The sequence below is a fragment of the Nodosilinea sp. FACHB-141 genome, assembly GCF_014696135.1.
Taxonomy (GTDB): domain Bacteria; phylum Cyanobacteriota; class Cyanobacteriia; order Phormidesmidales; family Phormidesmidaceae; genus Nodosilinea.
The window spans coordinates 775,856-793,154 of record NZ_JACJPP010000007.1; the positions used below are offsets into that span (position 1 = coordinate 775,856).

A 17,299-nucleotide genomic window follows, 5' to 3' on the forward strand; every position below is an offset into this window, starting at 1 on the left:
CGGCGTCGACCACTGCTATTCCTAGCCCCCTAGCCTCCCGGAGAATGCCTGTGCCTGGAACGCGACTACAAACTCCCTCCTTCTCGCGCCTTTCTGCCGTGAGCCGGCGGCGGTTTTTGCAGGGGTCAGCAGCGGTCATGGCAAGCCTAGCGGCGACCAACTGTCGCCAAAACCTGGCGGGGCCACCGGCGGGCGGGGGCGCAAACGACGGCACTCTGCACATTTACACCTGGGCCAACTACACCGATGATGGCCTGGCCCAAGCCTTTACCGAACGCACAGGCATTCCGGTGGTGGTCGATATTTACGATTCTAATGAGGTCATGCTCACCCGCCTGCAAGCGGGGGGCGGCGACGCCTACAGCATCATCTATCCCTCCGACTACATGGTGTCGGAAATGCTGGAGCTAGACCTGCTCACCGAACTCGATCAAAGTCGCCTCACCGGATTAGAAAACCTTAGAGCACAGTGGAGCAACCCCGCCTACGACCCCAACAACGCTCACAGTGTGCCTTTCTGCTGGGGCACCACAGGTCTGCTCTACAACCGTGAGGCCTCCCCCGGCGAACCCACCGACTGGGACTTTCTTTGGGATAACCAGGCCAAGCTCTCCCGCCGCATCACCATGTTGGACGATATGCGCGAAACCCTAGGAGCCACCCTCAAATCGCTGGGCTACTCCTACAACTCCAACAATCTAGCGGAGATTGAAGCGGCTTACAACCGTCTGCTAGAGCTGAGACCCCATATCGCTGCCTTTAAGACCACAGGCTTTGAGAATGAGTTGCTCAGTGGTGACCTGAGTGTGTCGATGGCCTACTCCAGCGATGCGATCGCCCTCACCCTCGAAGATGACCGTATGCAGTACATCATTCCCGCCAGCGGGGCGTCGCTGTGGACCGATACCCTGGCTATCCCCGCCACCGCTCCCAACGTTGATGCCGCCTACCAGTGGATTAACTTCCTGCTGGAGCCAGAGGTGGCCAGTGCCGCCGTGGAGCGCTTGTTCTTTGCCACCGCTAACCAGGCTGCCTTTGACCTGCTGCCTGCCGAAATTCAAAACAACGCTGACCTGTACCCCTCCGATGAGATTTTGGCTAAGAGCGAAGGCATTGTGGCTGTCAATACCGCCAGCACCGATCTCTTTGACCAATTTTGGACTGAAGTGACCAGCGCTTGAGGGGTAGGTGGGTAGGTGAGTGGATGGGTGGATGGGTAGACGAGTGGATAGGTGGGTTAAATAAATGATGAACGAAGCAGTAGCAGGCCGAATGCCCTATCCCTACTCATCCACTCCCTAGCCCATCTACCCCCACTCCCCTATGACTCCTGCCCCCTCACCGACTCCCGCTGTAACCTGGGCCGATCGCTTCGCTCCTCGGCGCTGGCTGGGGCCGGTGACACTGCTGGGGCCAGCGGGGGTGTGGTTACTGGTGCTGCTGGTGCTGCCCACCTTGCTAATTCTTGAGATCAGCCTAGTGCCGGGGCTGCGGTTGGGGCAGCCCAGCGGCGGTTATGGTCTAGGCAACTACCTGCAAATTTTGCAGCCGGTATATCTGCGAGTGATCGGGCGATCGGTGGCGTTTGCGGTGGGCTCCACGGCGCTGTGCCTACTGCTGGGGTTTCCGGTGGCCTACTGGCTGGCGCTGATGTCGCCCCAGCGGTGGCGTAACCTGCTGTTGGTGGCCTTTATTCTGCCCCTGTGGACCTCGTCGCTGCTGCGGGCCTACGCCTGGACGACCATTCTGCGCCCTAGCGGCGTACTCAACGGAATGCTGACGGCGATCGGACTGCCCGCTCAAAATTGGCTAAACACGCCTACGGCGGTGTTTATTGGCTTGACCTACAGCTTTTTGCCCTATATGGTGCTGATTCTCTACGCATCACTTGAGAAGCTCGACACCCGCTTATTAGAGGCAGCTGCTGACCTGGGGGCCACCCCCCGCCAAAGCTTTTGGAAAATCACTGTACCCCAAACCCTGCCCGGCATCGCAGCGGCCAGTCTGCTGGTGTTTATCAGCACCCTCAGCGATTTTGTGGTGCCCACGCTGCTCGGGGGCGCCTCATCAATGAATATTTCGCGGCTCATCTACAACCAGTTTCTCGGACCTACCCGCGCCTGGGGGTTTGGCTCAGCCCTCAGCATGGTGTTGATTTTAGCGGTCAGCCTGGCGATCGCCCTCCTCATCCGCTACGGCGATCGCAACACCGTCACCGAAACCTAAGCTCGCCCCCTATCTATCCACCCTCCTACCCACCCACCCATCCCCCCTCCCCATGCTCTCCCGCTCCGTCACCTGGCCCAGCCTTTTCACCGCGCTGATGTACGCCTTCATGTACTTCCCGATCATTGTGCTGGGGGCGTACAGCTTTAGCGACTCGCGCTACAGTGCCAGCTGGGGAGGCTTTAGCCTGCGGTGGTACCGAGCGCTGTTTAGCGATCGCCGCCTGCTGGCCGCCCTGCAAGATAGTCTGATCATCGCGATCGTGGCGGTGGCAATTTCGGCGGTGCTGGGCACGCTAATGGCAATTGGCCTAGCCCGCCACCGGTTCCCAGGCAAAGGTCTATATCGCGGCATGTCGTATCTGCCGCTGATTATTCCTGATATTGCGATCGCGGTGGCAACCCTAGTTTTTTTGGCATCGGTAGCGGTGCCCCTCAGCCTGGGCACCATCATCGCCGCGCATATGGTATTTTGCCTGGCCTACATTGCGGTGGTGGTATCTAGCCGTATCCAGCGCCTCGACCCCAACCTCGAAGAAGCTGCTCTAGATCTGGGGGCAACCCATACCCAGGCTATGTTCAAAGTGCTGCTGCCCCAGCTAGCACCGGGAATTTTGGCGGGCTGTCTACTGGCCTTTGTGCTCAGCATGGATGACCTGCTGATCTCTAGCTTTACCGCTGGGGGCGGTGCTAACCCTCTGCCCATTGAGATCTTTAGCCGGGTACGCACTGGCGTTAAGCCCGACATCAACGCCCTGAGCGTGATGCTAATTTTGGGCTCTGCTCTGCTGGCCGGAATAGCTGAATATGTGCGCTATTGGGGCGATCGCCAGCGCCAGAAAGGCTAGAGCCACAGTCGGTGTGCCGGTCTGGGAAACCTGCTGAAAGGTTTGGGCTTCTATAGGGGAGATGCAATAGTCAGGCCGCTCACCTCATTGGGCTTGATTAATTTGTGTCGCTCAATTCAGCAGCGGCTTGCCTACTGCACAGAAACTATTTTGTGGTGATCTAAACCACAGCTAGAGCTGCTGTCTGTCACCGTTTGATCGGCTTAGGATCATGATTGAACAAAGGCTGTATCACGCTGCAATTGGGAGTTACGGGCGATATTGGGTATAGCCTCAACAGCTCAGGTCGTCACCATGCCTCAAACCACCAGCCAGTCGCTTAAAGCTCTCGTCGATCAAATCTTTGCCGAACGCCGCATTAGTCGCCAAGTGCAGCGAGAGCTGATGGAGATTTTGCTCAGCCAACCCACTCTGAGCAATCAAGACCATGCAACGGCCCAGCGGGTGTTTGACGCGATTCGTCAGGGACGACTGCGGGTGGTTGATTAATATTGCCTACCGATGGCTTACCCTATCAAAGGCAGGCCGCGACAAAAAATGTCAATACAAACGCCGTCTAAGCTCGTAGCTCAGACGGCAGCGCGATCGCTAGAACGCCATCTCTCATGCCTCTAGCCTGCCGTGAGGCCGAAGCTGGAGCGATTGCAGATGGCCTAGACCTCTTCGCCTGGCTCTCCATCGACGGTGGGAACAAAGTCAGGCTTCTCTTTGTTTTCCCAACCGGCGGGGCGCTTGGAGTTGTACCAGGCGACTGAGCCAAGGGTAACTGCGGCGATAAAGCCCACTACATACACCAGCACAAGAGATGAACCTGCACCAGCCTCACCTGCGGTCGCTGCGGTCGCAAAATAGAGTGACATAGCTAACTAAACTCCAAAATCAGTTGTGTATCATCCTACGACGGCAGGTTACTACCAGGGATCACCCCCAGGTCTGACCCTCGAGAGGTCTATAGGTCTCAGTTAAACCCAGCGCTCTACCCTGAGGCCTATTCCCCATCGGCTGGCGGCGGCGCTTCGAGGGGCGGCGGCGGTGCCACAAGTGGAGGTGGGGCAGGAGCAGGAGCGGGAGCCGGCGGAGCGGGAGCCGGCGGGGCGGGGGCTGGGGCTGGAGCCGGGGCCGGGGCTGGAGCCGGGGGCTCTTCTGTCACAACAGGGGCTGCTGGTTCGGGCGCTGCTGGTGGGCTGCTGTTAGATCTTCTGTTAGAAGCTGGTGCCGGGGCCGCCGCTGGTTCACCGCCACCGCTAGAGTTACTCTCTGACCGTCGCGATCGGCGGCTTTCCCCGCCACCGGAGTTAGAGGCCGCCTCTGACGATCGCGACGGTCCGTTTTCAGCCACCACGCGGCCGGGCTTGACTGGGCTGAGGGTAATGCTGCCCTCACGCCCACCCAGCCGAGGCAGGCTGGGAAACTCCTCGACGGGAATATCGTCGGTGAGCTTAGCCATAAAGTTGCGCCACACCCCAGCGGCCATACTGCTAGCGCCGCTGGTGGGGGTGTTGTCGTCGTTGCCCATCCACACGCCGGCTACCAGCTGGGGAATATAACCGACGAACCACAGGTCACGATACTCTTCGGAGGTGCCAGTCTTACCCGCGACTGGCCGCCCTATATAGGCATTGCTGCCGGTGCCGCCCTCCACGACGCCGCGCAGCATCCAGGTCATGATGGCGGCGCTGTCGGCATCGATCGCCTGCTCCGACTCGTTAGGGCGCTCGTAGATCACCTCGCCGCTGCTGTTCAGCACTCGGCGAATGCCGTGGGCGGGGCGATGAATGCCTTTGTTGGCTAAGGTGCCATAGGCGCTGGTGAGCTCTAGCAGGTTGACCTCAGAGGTGCCCAGGGCGAGGGAGTAGGCAGGCAGCAGCGGCGACTCAATGCCCATACGCTCTGCCAGCTTCACTACCGGGTCAAAGCCCACATCCACCAACAGCTTCACCGCCACAATGTTGACCGAGTTGCGCAAGGCCTGGAGCAAATCCATGCTGCCGCTGTAGTTTTTGCCGTAGTTCTTAGGCTCGTAGCCGTCGACTACGTAGCGGGCATCCATGTAACTTCTGTAGGGCGATATGCCCCCGGCGATCGCCGCTGCGTACACAAACGTCTTAAACGTAGAGCCCGGCTGTCGCTGCGCCTGGGTCACCCGGTTGAACTGGTTTTCACTGGTGAAGTCAGTGCCCCCCACCATGGCTTTGATTTCGCCGTTGCGGGGATCTACCGCCACCAGCGATACCTGGCCCACATTCTGCCAACCGCTATAGTCGGCGACGGCCTCCTCAACGGTTTCTTCAGCTCGACGCTGCCAAACTACGTTGAGGGTGGTTTCTACCGTCAGCCCTCCTGCTTCTAGCTGATCGGGAGGCAGCAGCGCCTCCAACTGCTTTTGAACGTAAATCGTGAAGTAGGGAAACTCGCTGTAGAGAAACTTGGGCTGGTTGGGGGCAACCTCCACCTCCGCCGTGATCGCCTCTTCGGCTTCAACGCCGCTGATGGCCTCGGTGGCCAGCATGCGGCGAATAACTCGGTTGCGCTGGCTGCGGGCCGCATCGACGTTCACTGTTGGTGAATACAGGCTGGGGGCAGGAGCCATACCGGCAATCATGGCGGCCTCGGCCACGGTGAGCTGGTCGATGGTTTTGCCGAAGTACACCCAGGAGGCGTCGGCTACACCGTAGGCTCCAGAGCCCAAATACACCAGGTTGAGATAGCGCTCAATAATCTGCTCTTTAGTCAAGCCCTCTTCAAGCTTGGAGGCCATCATAGCCTCTTTGATCTTGCGCTGAAAGCTTCGCTCTTGGTCGAGAAAGACGATGCGAGCCAGCTGCTGGGTAATGGTGCTGGCCCCTTCCACCAGATCGCGGTTTCGCACGTTGGCCCAGACGGCGCGGGCGATGCCCCGGTAGTCAACGCCGCTGTGCTCGTAGAAGCGCTGGTCTTCCGAAGCAATGAACGCCTGCACCAAGTGCTTGGGCATGGCGTCGTAGGTGATGGTTTCACGAGAGGCGGGGCCCAGCTTTTGCAAAATCACCCCGTCCGCCGACGTCATGGTGATGGTGCCGTCGCGCTGGTAGGTGAGGGCCTGAGTAGGATCGGGTAGGTTGGCGTTAGTCGCCTCAATAACGCGGTAGGCGCGGGTGCCGCCTCCGGCTATGCCCGCCCCGGCCAGCAGCACCACCCAAAACAGGGGGCGCAAAAACAGCGGCCGATAGCTACGCGGCGCCTCTGGCTTTTCGCCCGATGGCCCAGGTTGGGACTCTACCCGCTGAGGAGAGACTCGCGAACCCTTGACCACACCGCTCCCAGATCTGCTGCGTCCTGAGGGCCGCGACGACTTCCTCGAAGGAAACGGCAGCCGGGTTAACCAAGATCGAGCCATAGCAGCGTTGCCTTTCACATCCTCTGTGAACTGTATGGGGTTTCGGTCATTTCTTCAAGGGTACAGCCGTGATTACGCGGATCCCTAAAGCGCCGTATGCCCCAAGGCCAGCCCTGTTACCAGCATACCTAACACCAAAAAAGGCTGGGCGCTAGCTTGATATTTGACGTCGTTGCCCAGCGGGTCGCGTAGAAAATACATATCTTGGAAGGTGATCTGGGGAATGATCAGCAGCACCAGCAGCACCGCGTAGAGGTTCTGGTGAATCGCCATCAGGTAGGCGGCGACGCCCCCCTGAAAAATATCGATCGCCAGTACGCAGATCCAGGCAGCAGTGGTGACGCCAAACATCACTGGCAGCGACTTGAGGCCCATCTGGCGATCGCCCTCTACGCTCTTAAAGTCGTTGACCACCGCAATACCCAGGCCCGCCAGGCTGTAGAACAGGGTGAGCACCACAATCTTCCATGTGAGGGTGCCAAACAGGGCGTGGCCCGCCCACCAGGGCAGCGCGATGTAGCTGGCCCCTAGGGCGTAGTTGCCCAACCAGCCGTTCTGCTTGAGCTTCAGCGGTGGGGCGGAGTAGATATACGATACGAACGAGCCACCAATAGCCAGGGCGGTAATGATTGGGAAACTATGCCCAGCCCAGCGATCGAGGCTAAAGGCAATAGCGATACCGGCCACCAGCAGCACCAAAATCTGGGTTACTACCTGAGGAATGGAAATTGCCCCCGAGGGGATGGGGCGATAGGGCTCGTTAATAGCGTCGATGTCGCGATCGTAGAAATCGTTGAGAGTTTGGGTATAACCCGTCAGCAGCGGCCCCGCAAATAGCATGCAGGCGGCGGCGATCAGCACGTGCTCTAAACTCCAACGGTAGTTGCCGGAGGAGGCCGCCCCGCACACCACGCCCCAAATCAACGGGATCCAAGTGATCGGCTTCATCAGTTGAAGCCGGATCTTCCAAATCGAGGTTTCACCCGACTTGGCGCCCTTCATGCCTAAGAGCTGGCGGGCGGCGTTGCCCTGGGCCTCGGGGGCGATCTCAGCAGCAGGAGCTTGGTCTGGAGCGTCGTTGACCGGAGTGGAGGACGGTGGTTCAGCCATGGTGGTGGAATGCTACAGGTCGAAAACTAGGGTCGATCAACAATTGGGCGATCGCACAGCCTTCCCTGAGGGAATCGCGATCACTACTCACGGTGCCACATTTTCCAAGTCAGAATCAAATCCCGATTGAAGTGGGGGAAGATTTTCCTGCCAACTCGTGACATTGAGCCATCATCGCAATTCCCCTCTAAGGAGGCTGCGCCATCGCTTTAGCTAAAGGAAATTACCAGGTGCTGATCTTGAAACTTGGCTCCGGCCACCGCTTTGCCCTGCAGCCCTGGAGGCAGCAGCAGGTTGCGCCGCTGATCGCCCGCTTCAATCGTGACCTCGGGGCCATACTGGGTGAGCTTGACCTGGGTTTTGTCAAAGCTGGGTAAGAAGAGCCGCACGGTTTTGGCCGCCGCATCTACGCTGACCGGGCGAGGAGCTGCCGTCGCCCACTGGGCCGGGTCGGGCAGGGCGGCGATCGCGCTTTCCCAGCCCTGCTCTACTACCGAGGGCAGCGCCACCTGGGGCAGGGGAGCAAAGGCTGTCGCCTGCTCATCGTCTAGAGAACCCCCATTCACCACCACGCCGCCTACGGTGAGGCCAATCTGCTGAGCGCTGCCCCACAGGTAGCGGGCCGTCGCCACTGCCCCAGGAGTAGGTGTTGTGACTAAGAAAGCGGCCATGCGGCTGGGGTCGGTTACTGCCTGGCGACCTTCCTCAAGCTGCGATCGCACCTGTCCGGTGGGCTGGTCGAGCACATCCCCAGACCAGTCGACCGCTAGCACGGCTGCGGCCATGGGCTGCAAAAAGGGCGACAACACCCGCCCCACATCGGACTGCTGAAACACGCCGCGAAACCGCCGCAGGTACCAATCTAAAATTTCGGGCATGCCCAGCATACGTAGGGTCGCCAGGGCATCGCTGCCGTCGTAGATGATCACGTCGTAACGATCGCTGGCGTTGAGCTGCCGTAGAGTGTTGAGAGCCAAGGCGCTGTCCATGCCCGGCATCACCCCTAGCTCTTGACCATAGACCGCCTTGAGAAAGGGCGTTCGCAGATACTGGGATTCTAGGGCTTTAACTTCATCCCAGCTTTGCTCCAGCAGCGCTGCGCTTTGAAACTGCATGCCCCACAAGTTGGACTCTAGCTCTTGGGGTTCGACGCTTAGGGCCTGACCCAGTAGTAGCGCTGGAGCCGGGGTCACATCTTGAATGGCCAGTAGCACCCGCTGCCCGGCCCGTGCCCGCTGTTTTGCGGCGGCGATCGCTACAGTCGTACTGCCGCTGCCGCCCTTACCCAAATAGGTGAGAATTAATGCCATAGAAAAATGGGGCCTTTGCGTTAGTCAAATCGTCGCTGCTCCCGTGCTTTGCTAAGGATGCACCAGAGCGAAGCTGCTCTGCATCCTAGACTAAGGGAATCAATACCGATCATCTCGGGGACCTGATAGCGCTGAAATCTTTCCAAAAGAGGAGATCGGCTTCAGGTTTTCCCTCTACTGCGCTTTCAAAACCCCAAATTTTAGAATCATGTCGCCTGCCCCCTCGATCAAAAAGGGCAAACGACATGATTCAAGGAGCCTAGCCGCTGTAAAAACCGCCTCAGTGCAACCGCCCGCTACTGAATTGCAGACAGCTCATCTTCAAAGAACCAGGTGGTGTAGTTGTCTTCAAACTCGACTACGACGCCAACGTCGCTGCCGTCCACCATTTTGAACTGGCTCACGACACCGCGCTTGCCGAGGTAAGCCGCTACATTCTTAGAAACCCGATCGCGAAGACGGGATACTTTCACCTTCTGGCCAATCTCTAAAGCCATGTCTACTAAGGGCTCCAACTGCGTTTCCAACGATAAACCAAGAGACAGTGTATCAGCGTCTTGGCCCCTGATGATCGTCATAATCCTCTATTGTGGAACCGGGGAATGGGTTTAGTTGCCGCTAGGCAAGGAGAACGCAATGCTGGCCAAACGGATTGTGCCCTGTCTCGATGTGAAAGCCGGCCGGGTGGTGAAGGGGGTCAATTTTGTCGACCTGCGCGATGCAGGCGATCCGGTGGAGCTGGCCCAGGCCTACAACCAGGCAGGAGCCGATGAACTGGTGTTTCTTGACATTACCGCCACCCACGAAGACCGCGACATCATCTACGACGTGGTGTACCGCACGGCTGAGCAGGTGTTTATCCCCCTCACGGTGGGGGGAGGCGTACAATCCTTAGAGACCATTAAAAAATTGTTACGGGCCGGGGCCGATAAGGTCAGCATTAACTCGGCGGCGGTGAAGCAGCCTGAGCTGATAAGGGCGGCCAGCGATCGCTTCGGCGCTCAGTGCATTGTGGTGGCGATCGATGCCCGCCGCCGCCCCGACCCTGGCAATCCAGGTTGGGATGTCTACGTGCGCGGCGGTCGCGAGAATACAGGGCTTGACGCCCTAGCTTGGGCCGAGGAAGTCGTTAACCAAGGAGCGGGCGAGCTGCTGGTCACCAGCATGGATGCCGATGGTACCCAGGCGGGTTACGACCTCGATCTCACCCGCGCCATCGCCGATCGGGTCCCGGTGCCGGTGATTGCCTCTGGCGGGGCTGGCAACTGCGACCACATCCACCAGGCCCTCACCGAGGGAAAAGCTGAGGCGGCCCTGTTGGCCTCACTGCTACACTACGGGCAGCTGACGGTGCAGCAGGTGAAGGAGCATTTGCGCGATCGCCAGGTACCGGTGCGTTTGACCTAGTCTTTTCCCTTCACCGGGTAAACCTAAAGACATTCTGTGGATGCTACGCCAGTTTTATGAATGCCTGTTACGATGTGTAACATATAGACTCAGTCATTAATCTGACTATTCATATCGTTACAACAGTTATCGTTCCATGCTGCTGCTCATCCTGACTATTGTTATTGCTTTGGTGGCTTGGGCGCTCCGCCTCATGGAGCAGGCCGTCAAAGGTCAGGAATTTTCCCTGATGCTGGCGGGTTTTTTAGTGGCATCCTCTGCTGCTGCCTTGATGGGGGTTTACTTCCTGATGGGTAACTACATGATCTATATGGATCATGCTGGCCAGCAGATGTCAACTATGGAAGCTCTAGATATTCCCTATTTCACCTACGCCAGCGCTACGCTGCCTGAGTCGGCCAATACTTTAAATGACTGGTTCGTTCAACCAGACTAAGGTTGTGCCTGCCAGCACTATGCTTAAGCCGCCGGGGAGTTTACATCTTCGGTGGCTTTTTAGTGGCCGTTTGCAGCAGATAACCAGACATTGGAAGCAGCAGTTTTAACGCCGGCCCACCATGGTCTGGTCAAAAATTAGTACCGCCACCCACCACCCTGAGCCTGCCATAGCAGGCTCAGACTCGACTGTAAACTCGACAGCATTATTTAATTGAGCGCTCGCCACGTGGCTGGGCCGACGATGCCGTCCACGGTTAGGTTATTAGCAGCTTGGGCAGCACGCACGGCAGCCTCGGTTTGGCTGCCGAACACCCCATCAACGGTACCGTTGTAAAATTTCTTGGTGCGCAGGCGCTGCTGGAGCTGCCGCACGGCGTCTCCTTCCATGCCAGGGCGCAGCACAGGAAGAGCGGCTGGGGTACCGCCGCTGGGGGTTGCGGGAGTGGTCGTGGCTGGGGGAGTAGTCGCCGGTGGGGTTGTACTGCCAGGAGCCGTAGCTGAGGGAGTGGTTGCTGGTGGGGTTGTACTGCTGGAGGCCGTGGCCGTTGGTGGGTTGGCCTCCTCCGGCGGAGTTGGGAATAGGCGGCTCCAGGTGGCGGGACCAACAATGCCATCGGCAGTAACGCTCGCAGCGGTTTGAAACCGTCGGGCGGCGGCGGCGGTGTCTTCTTGGTAGACGCCGGTTACTGGGCCGGGGTAGTAGCCCAGCAGTATCAGCATGGACTGTAGTTCTCGTACCGACTCTCCCTGGCTGCCTAGCTGAAGGGTAGGCCGGACAATGCGACCGCCGCTCACCGTAGGTGTAGCGGGTTGGCTAGCCGGGGGCTTTTCCTCAGCTGGGTCTTGAGCCCAGGTGACGGAAGCGGTTAGGCTTACGCCGAGGGCGATAGCGCAGCCTCCCCAGAAGGGAATTGCAGCGACTGCTCCCCAGACGCGCTGGCTGGCCCCCCCTGGAGTCATCCGTTGTATAAAAGGGGAGACGCGGAACATAGACTTGGCTCCAGGCAGGGTAACAGAACGCAAGAGAACCCCAAGGGCTTGACAGCAAGCATTATAGGATTGCTGTCAGCAAATAGACTACTACACCCCTCAAAATTCAACAGGGTCTTCATAGGGATGGTTCAAGCTGGTTTACAATACGATCGCCTGGTGGCGGCCCTAGAAGCTGTAGTGATTAGCGATCGCAGCGCTGTTCGTCCCAGCGTCACCGAAGATTTGGGGTGGCAGGAGGGCCTGCTACAAGCGATCGCCGCCTGCGCTAGGGGAGAGCAGCTGCTGTCGCAGCGCTGGCAAACCCATTTTCAGTTGCTGACCAGCCCGGCGGTGGTGATTAACGCCCTACCCTATCTGTGGGTAATGGCCGATGTCCATGGCCACCACCGGGGCGCGGTGCATCGTTGGGTAGAAGAGCTGGAGCTGTGCCCAACGGCGGCGGTGGCCTGCGAGCAGATGTTTGCCGTCCTGTGCCAACAGATGGGAGCCGCTCACAGCCTCAGTGCTCTAGCCCGCGTCCTGCCCGGTGCAACAAGCTCTTGGGATGACGCTAGCCTTGTCGCACAGGCCCTTAGCCTAGTGGTTCAGAGCCAGGGGCAGTTTGCGGTTGCCTTAGGACTGGCTCGTCATCGAGAGTGGTCGGCGACGGCGATTGCCCTAGTGGGTCTGCTGACGGGGCTGGCTAGTGGCCGCGCTGGGCTAAGTGTTGCGCTGCGCCAGCGCTGGCTACTTGACTACCACCCTGCTCAGCCCGACCCCTGGCGGGAGGTAGATGCCGATGCCTTGGCGACCCTAGCGACGACGCTGCATCGCCGTTGGGCGGGGATAGCGCCCCCCATCCTATCCTCCACTTTGCCCCTGGGATTGAGGGGCTGACTTGACGGGTGCAGGCGCTGACCACAGCCGCCGCCTATAATAGCTTCTGAGAGGTCCTGATTGAGTTCAAAGCCCTGACGGTTGCAGAGAAGCGGTGCTCTTATAGCTTTAGTCTGGGGTTCTCCCGGCCTCTGCCCGCCCCCTTTAAATGTCTCAATTTATGAAGGCAATTCAGGACATTGTGGCTGCGGTCGAGCGCTGGTGGGCCCTAGAGCAGCAGGCAATGAAGCCGACTACACCGCGTTCTACGCTGTCGCCGCGATCGCTATCCCTGAATGTGGAGGCGGTGGATACGGAGGCAATCGCTACCTCAGCCCAGCGCCGTTTTGAGGTCTGGCCTCAGCCCTGTCGCCCCCTACGGCGGCGCAAAAATATTCGCTATCCCCGCTTTGCCTTTGCGGTCGCTGCGCTAGGGCTAACGGCCATTCTGGGGCAGCGTTTCTACAATCAGCCAGGATTGCAGGTGGGCAGCATTGCCCCCAATACCGTGCTGGCCCCAAGCACGGTGCGAGTAGAAGACAAAGAAACCACCGAAGAGCGTCGTCGCGATGCCCGCAACGGTGCCCTTCAAGTGCTCCGGGTTGACCCCACCGTCGATGACTCGGTGCTGCGGTCGCTCAACGCGTTGATGGATCAAGTGGGCGATATCCGCCGCCAGGCTGGCGGAGTGCCCTTTGTGCCCACCAGCAAACTGTCGACTCAGGTGCAGGTTTATCTGCGCCGCTCTGACGATGCCACTTGGCTCAAGCTGCGCAGCCTTATCGACCCCCTAGCTGACGACAGCGCCAGAGGCGAGCAGGTGCCTTTAGCAATGCTGCTGCGCAACCAAACCATCACCCCCGATCAGCAGACAGCCCTGGGGGAACTGTGGGCCTATGGTCAGCGGTCTAGTAGTCAAGAGCTGGCGAAACTGCTGACGGCGGTGGAAAAGTCTCGCCAGAGCTATCAAGAGGCGATGGCCAATTTAACGCTGCTGGCCGCCCAAGCCGAAGGCGTTGCCGAGGCTCCTCCCCTGTTCGATCTACCGCTGCAAGACTGGGTCAACGCTCAAGTCGAGATTCGCAAAGCCGCAGAGCGCATGCTAGCCCAAGGCATTCATGCTGGACTGCCGCCCGAAATGCTCGACCGGGCAGCCTACCTTCAGCTCAAAGACACCTTGCCTCGCCCAATCGAGCCCCTGGCTCGCCAGCTCTTGCTCTCGACCCTAGAGCCAAACCTGGTCGAAGATAGCGATCGCACTCGGCAGCAGGCCGACATGGCCGCAGAGGCCGTGAGGCCGGTGATTATAGAGGCGCAGCAGGGCGAGCTGATTGTCTCGTCTGGAGAACCCATCAGCCAGGAACAGTTTGTGCTGCTCGACAGCTTCAACCTTAGCCAACGCCGCTTTAACTACTGGGGACTGGCCATGTTTGGTGGGCTAGTGGCGGGTGGAGTGGGTCTGTTTTTGCTAGTTGAACACTGGGTGCCCCAGCGGCTGCGCCAAAAAGACTATCTGCTGCTGTCGGCGATGGTGGTCAGCACCGGAGTGATGCAAATTTTTGGGGTAGCGGCCTACGGGTTACCGGCCATCGGTCTTTTGGCGGGCAGCTTCTACGGCCCGGTACTGGGCGGCACGCTGGTGGTGCTAGTGGCAGTGCTGCTGCCGGTGGGGTCGGCAGTGAGCAGCATTTCGTTTATGGCGGGGGCGGCAGGGGCTCTGGTGTGCAGTCTGCTGGCCAGCCGCATGCGATCGCGTGAAGAGCTAGCCCTGCTAGGCGGTGGTGTCGGCCTCACTCAGGGCGTGGTTTACCTGCTGCTGACCCTGGTAGTGAGCCCGGTGTCTTTAATTTCTGCTGGGTCAGTTATGCTCACCGGGGCCGCCCTTCAAGGCATCTATGGGGTGATTTCTAGCATTGCCGCCCAGGGGTTGAGCCCTTATCTAGAGCACCTGTTTGACCTCGTTACCCCAATTCGCCTGGCCGAGCTGTCGAGCCCCAACCGCCCCATGCTGAAGCGGTTGGCCTCCGAAGCGCCGGGCACCTTTCAGCACACGGTGTTTGTGTCGAGCCTGGCCGAGGCTGCTGCCCGTGCCCTGGGCTGCAACGTCGAGCTGGTGCGGGCCGGTACGCTCTACCACGACATTGGCAAAATGCACGACCCCCAGGGTTTCATCGAAAATCAGATGGGTGGCCCCAACAAACACGACGAACTCAACGACCCCTGGCTCAGCGCCATCATTATCAAAAAGCACGTTACTGAGGGCATTGTGATGGCCCGCAAATGTCGGCTGCCCAAGGCGGTGCGATCGTTCATTCCCGAGCACCAGGGCACGATGTTGATCAGCTACTTCTACCACCAGGCGCAAGAATTGGCCAAACATGAACCGGCCCTGACGGTTCAAGAAGCTGACTTCCGCTACGATGGCCCCATTCCTCAGTCGCCTGAGACCGGCATTGTCATGCTGGCTGACTCCTGCGAGGCAGCGCTGCGATCGCTCACCAATGCCACCCCCGACGAGGCCTTGGCCATGGTCAACCGTATTCTGCGCGCCCGCTGGAAAGATAACCAGCTGGTAGAATCAGGCCTCACTCGCGACCACATGACCCTGATTGCCGAAATTTTTGTGCAGGTGTGGCAGCAGTATAACCACAAGCGGATTGCCTACCCGAAGGCGGCGTTGGCGCCGAGGGCGGGGTAGGGGAGTGGATGGGTGGGAGAGTGGGAGGGTGGATGAGCGGATAGGTGAAGCGATAGAAAGGTGAAGATGCTGGGCCGCGCAGCGGTGAAGATACCACTAATTCCCGTTCCAATCCCCTATCTCTTTACCCATCCACCCTTCCACCCCCTGCCCATCCACCCCTTCACCTGCCAATGCTCGGCTACTTGCTCAAACGCCTGCTGATCGCTATTCCCACGTTGCTGGCGATTAGCGCGGTGATCTTCTTCATCTTGGCGCTGGCACCCAGCAATCCCCTGGGGGATCTGGCGACGAATCCGGCGATTACGCCAGAGGTGCGGGAGAATATTATGCGATCGCTCGGTCTTGACCAGCCTATTCCTATTCGTTATTTGAAATGGACGGTGGCGTTGTTTAGCGGTAACCTGGGCTATTCGTTTACCAGTCGTCTGCCGGTGGCAGAGCTGATTGCCCAGCGGTTGCCGGTGACGCTGTGGGTGATCGGGGTGGCCTATCTGTTGAGTGTGGCCCTGGCTCTGCCTTTAGGGATTGTGGCGGCGCTGCGGCACAACACCTGGATCGATCGGGCGATTACGACGCTGGCGTTTATGGGGTTTTCGACGCCGCCGTTTTTTTCGGGGCTGGTGCTGATCATTGTATTGAGCGTGCGGCTAGGGTGGTTGCCCTTTATCTACGACAACCAGCTGGTAGTGAGTGATGCCGCGACCTTGGGGCGGTGGCTGAAGCAGTCAATTATGCCGATCGCAACTCTGGTGCTGTTTCAAACGGCGGTGCTGCTGCGCTTTGTGCGGGCTGCCATGCTTGAAGAAATTCCGCAGAACTATGTGAAAACGGCGCGGGCAAAGGGGCTGGGCCGCTGGCGCATTGTCACCTTGCACATGCTGCGTAATGCGCTGATTCCGGTGGTGACGCTGGTGGCGCTGGATATTCCGACAATTTTTACGGGGGCGCTGGTGACAGAGCAAGTGTTTCGGGTGCCGGGGATTGGGGCGCTGCTGATCGAGTCGATCTACCGCAGCGATACGCCAGTGGTGATGGGGATTGCGTTTATCTACGCGGTGCTGGTGGTGGCGTTTAACTTGGTGGCCGACATTCTCTACGGCATCATTGACCCTCGGGTGCGCTATGGCCACTGATACCGACCTGGCGCCGAGAGCTGTGGCTCCTGTGGGAAGCAAAAATCGGGTATGGGAGCGGTTGTGGGGCGATCGCACCGCCCAACTTGCCCTGGTGGTGCTAGGGATTTTGATGCTGGCGATCGCTCTCGGCCCCATCCTCTACCCCGGTTCTCCCAGCACCATCGACTTTGGCCGCGCCTTTTTGCCGCCTGGTGCGGGGCAGCCCTTTGGCACCAACGACCTGGGCCAAGATCAACTGGCTCGGCTGCTGATTGGGGGCCGCATTTCGCTGGCGGTGGGGCTAGCAGCTACCCTAGTGGGCATTAGTTTAGGGGTGGTTATTGGTGCTCTGGCCGGATTCTGCGGCGGTTGGGTGGATGTTGTTTTAATGCGGGTCACCGACCTGTTTTTGGCACTGCCGCAGCTGCCCTTGGTGCTGCTGGTGGTCTACCTGCTGGGCGACCCGGTGCGCCGCGCCCTAGGGCCAGAGCGGGGCATTTTTTTGCTGATTGTGCTGCTAATTGGCGGCTTGAGTTGGATGTCGGTGGCCCGGCTGGTGCGGGCCGGGTTTTTGAGCCTGAAGCAGCGCACCTTTGTACAGGCGGCCGTGGCCTTGGGGGCGAGACCCTGGGGAATTGTCAAAACCCATCTGCTGCCCAACATCCTCGGGCCGGTGATTGTGGCGGCGACTATTGGTGTTGGCAATGCCCTCTTGGCCGAGTCGACGCTGAGTTTTTTAGGGGTAGGATTTCCCCCTGACGTGCCCACTTGGGGACGCATGCTCTACGACGCCCAAAACTATATTGAGAGCGCTCCCTACTTGGTGCTGGTCCCAGGTCTGGCAATTTTTCTCACAGTCCTTTGCATCAACACGCTGGGCGATCGCCTCCGCGATAGTCTAGATCCTACCAGCCGCTAATG

At 59.2% G+C, this 17,299-nt stretch carries 16 protein-coding genes; 10 read left to right on the forward strand and 6 right to left on the reverse strand.

Annotation, left to right across the window (positions count from 1 at the left end; genetic code table 11):
• Positions 1–44 precede the first annotated feature (44 nt).
• From H6F59_RS06940 to H6F59_RS06955, 4 genes are all read left to right on the forward strand, one after another.
• Positions 45–1,181 (forward strand): spermidine/putrescine ABC transporter substrate-binding protein, encoded by a 1,137-nt coding sequence (locus tag H6F59_RS06940; protein WP_190518216.1) that lies wholly within the window; start codon positions 45–47, stop codon positions 1,179–1,181.
• A 142-nt stretch (positions 1,182–1,323) separates the two neighbouring features.
• Positions 1,324–2,226, forward strand: a complete 903-nt coding sequence (locus tag H6F59_RS06945; protein WP_190696817.1) for an ABC transporter permease — start codon at positions 1,324–1,326, stop codon at positions 2,224–2,226.
• A gap of 52 nt (positions 2,227–2,278) precedes the next feature.
• Complete coding sequence (locus H6F59_RS06950) at positions 2,279–3,073, forward strand: ABC transporter permease (protein ID WP_190696820.1); 795 nt, start codon at positions 2,279–2,281, stop codon at positions 3,071–3,073.
• A gap of 294 nt (positions 3,074–3,367) precedes the next feature.
• On the forward strand, positions 3,368–3,562 hold the full coding sequence (locus H6F59_RS06955) for a hypothetical protein (protein WP_190518210.1): 195 nt from the start codon (positions 3,368–3,370) through the stop codon (positions 3,560–3,562).
• 164 nt (positions 3,563–3,726) lie between these two features.
• On the opposite strand, the gene psb35 is transcribed toward H6F59_RS06955, so the two are convergent.
• The 5 genes from psb35 to H6F59_RS06980 form a co-directional block, all read right to left on the reverse strand.
• Entirely contained in the window at positions 3,727–3,933 is a 207-nt protein-coding gene (gene psb35 / locus H6F59_RS06960) for a photosystem II assembly protein Psb35 (protein ID WP_190696823.1), read from the reverse strand.
• Between the two features lie 128 nt (positions 3,934–4,061).
• Complete coding sequence (locus H6F59_RS06965; RefSeq protein ID WP_397193041.1) at positions 4,062–6,449, reverse strand: transglycosylase domain-containing protein; 2,388 nt, start codon at positions 6,447–6,449, stop codon at positions 4,062–4,064.
• 84 nt (positions 6,450–6,533) lie between these two features.
• Complete coding sequence (gene chlG / locus H6F59_RS06970; RefSeq protein WP_190696826.1) at positions 6,534–7,559, reverse strand: chlorophyll synthase ChlG; 1,026 nt, start codon at positions 7,557–7,559, stop codon at positions 6,534–6,536.
• Positions 7,560–7,768: 209 nt separating this feature from the next.
• Complete coding sequence (locus tag H6F59_RS06975) at positions 7,769–8,869, reverse strand: ArsA family ATPase (RefSeq protein WP_190696829.1); 1,101 nt, start codon at positions 8,867–8,869, stop codon at positions 7,769–7,771.
• Positions 8,870–9,165: 296 nt separating this feature from the next.
• Positions 9,166–9,366, reverse strand: coding sequence for a DUF2862 domain-containing protein (locus tag H6F59_RS06980; RefSeq protein ID WP_190696832.1), 201 nt, complete (start codon positions 9,364–9,366; stop codon positions 9,166–9,168).
• 139 nt (positions 9,367–9,505) lie between these two features.
• Between H6F59_RS06980 and hisF the strand changes: the two genes are divergently transcribed.
• Complete coding sequence (gene hisF, locus H6F59_RS06985; RefSeq protein WP_190696836.1) at positions 9,506–10,276, forward strand: imidazole glycerol phosphate synthase subunit HisF; 771 nt, start codon at positions 9,506–9,508, stop codon at positions 10,274–10,276.
• 136 nt (positions 10,277–10,412) lie between these two features.
• Positions 10,413–10,712, forward strand: coding sequence for a hypothetical protein (locus tag H6F59_RS06990; protein ID WP_190518196.1), 300 nt, complete (start codon positions 10,413–10,415; stop codon positions 10,710–10,712).
• A gap of 209 nt (positions 10,713–10,921) precedes the next feature.
• On the opposite strand, the gene H6F59_RS06995 is transcribed toward H6F59_RS06990, so the two are convergent.
• Entirely contained in the window at positions 10,922–11,704 is a 783-nt protein-coding gene (locus H6F59_RS06995) for a peptidoglycan-binding protein (RefSeq protein WP_190696839.1), read from the reverse strand.
• Positions 11,705–11,830: 126 nt separating this feature from the next.
• On the opposite strand from H6F59_RS06995, the gene H6F59_RS07000 reads away from it, so the two are divergent.
• The 4 genes from H6F59_RS07000 to H6F59_RS07015 all read left to right on the forward strand — a co-directional run bounded on the left by H6F59_RS07000 (position 11,831) and on the right by H6F59_RS07015 (position 17,297).
• Entirely contained in the window at positions 11,831–12,583 is a 753-nt protein-coding gene (locus tag H6F59_RS07000) for a hypothetical protein (RefSeq protein ID WP_190696842.1), read from the forward strand.
• A 148-nt stretch (positions 12,584–12,731) separates the two neighbouring features.
• The gene (locus tag H6F59_RS07005) at positions 12,732–15,260 is read left to right on the forward strand and encodes an HD family phosphohydrolase (protein ID WP_242021294.1); all 2,529 of its coding nucleotides are present in this window, start codon (positions 12,732–12,734) and stop codon (positions 15,258–15,260) included.
• 173 nt (positions 15,261–15,433) lie between these two features.
• On the forward strand, positions 15,434–16,396 hold the full coding sequence (locus tag H6F59_RS07010) for an ABC transporter permease (RefSeq protein ID WP_190696844.1): 963 nt from the start codon (positions 15,434–15,436) through the stop codon (positions 16,394–16,396).
• Complete coding sequence (locus tag H6F59_RS07015) at positions 16,386–17,297, forward strand: ABC transporter permease (protein WP_190696847.1); 912 nt, start codon at positions 16,386–16,388, stop codon at positions 17,295–17,297. The genes H6F59_RS07010 and H6F59_RS07015 overlap by 11 nt, the downstream gene beginning before the upstream one ends.
• Positions 17,298–17,299 lie beyond the last annotated feature (2 nt).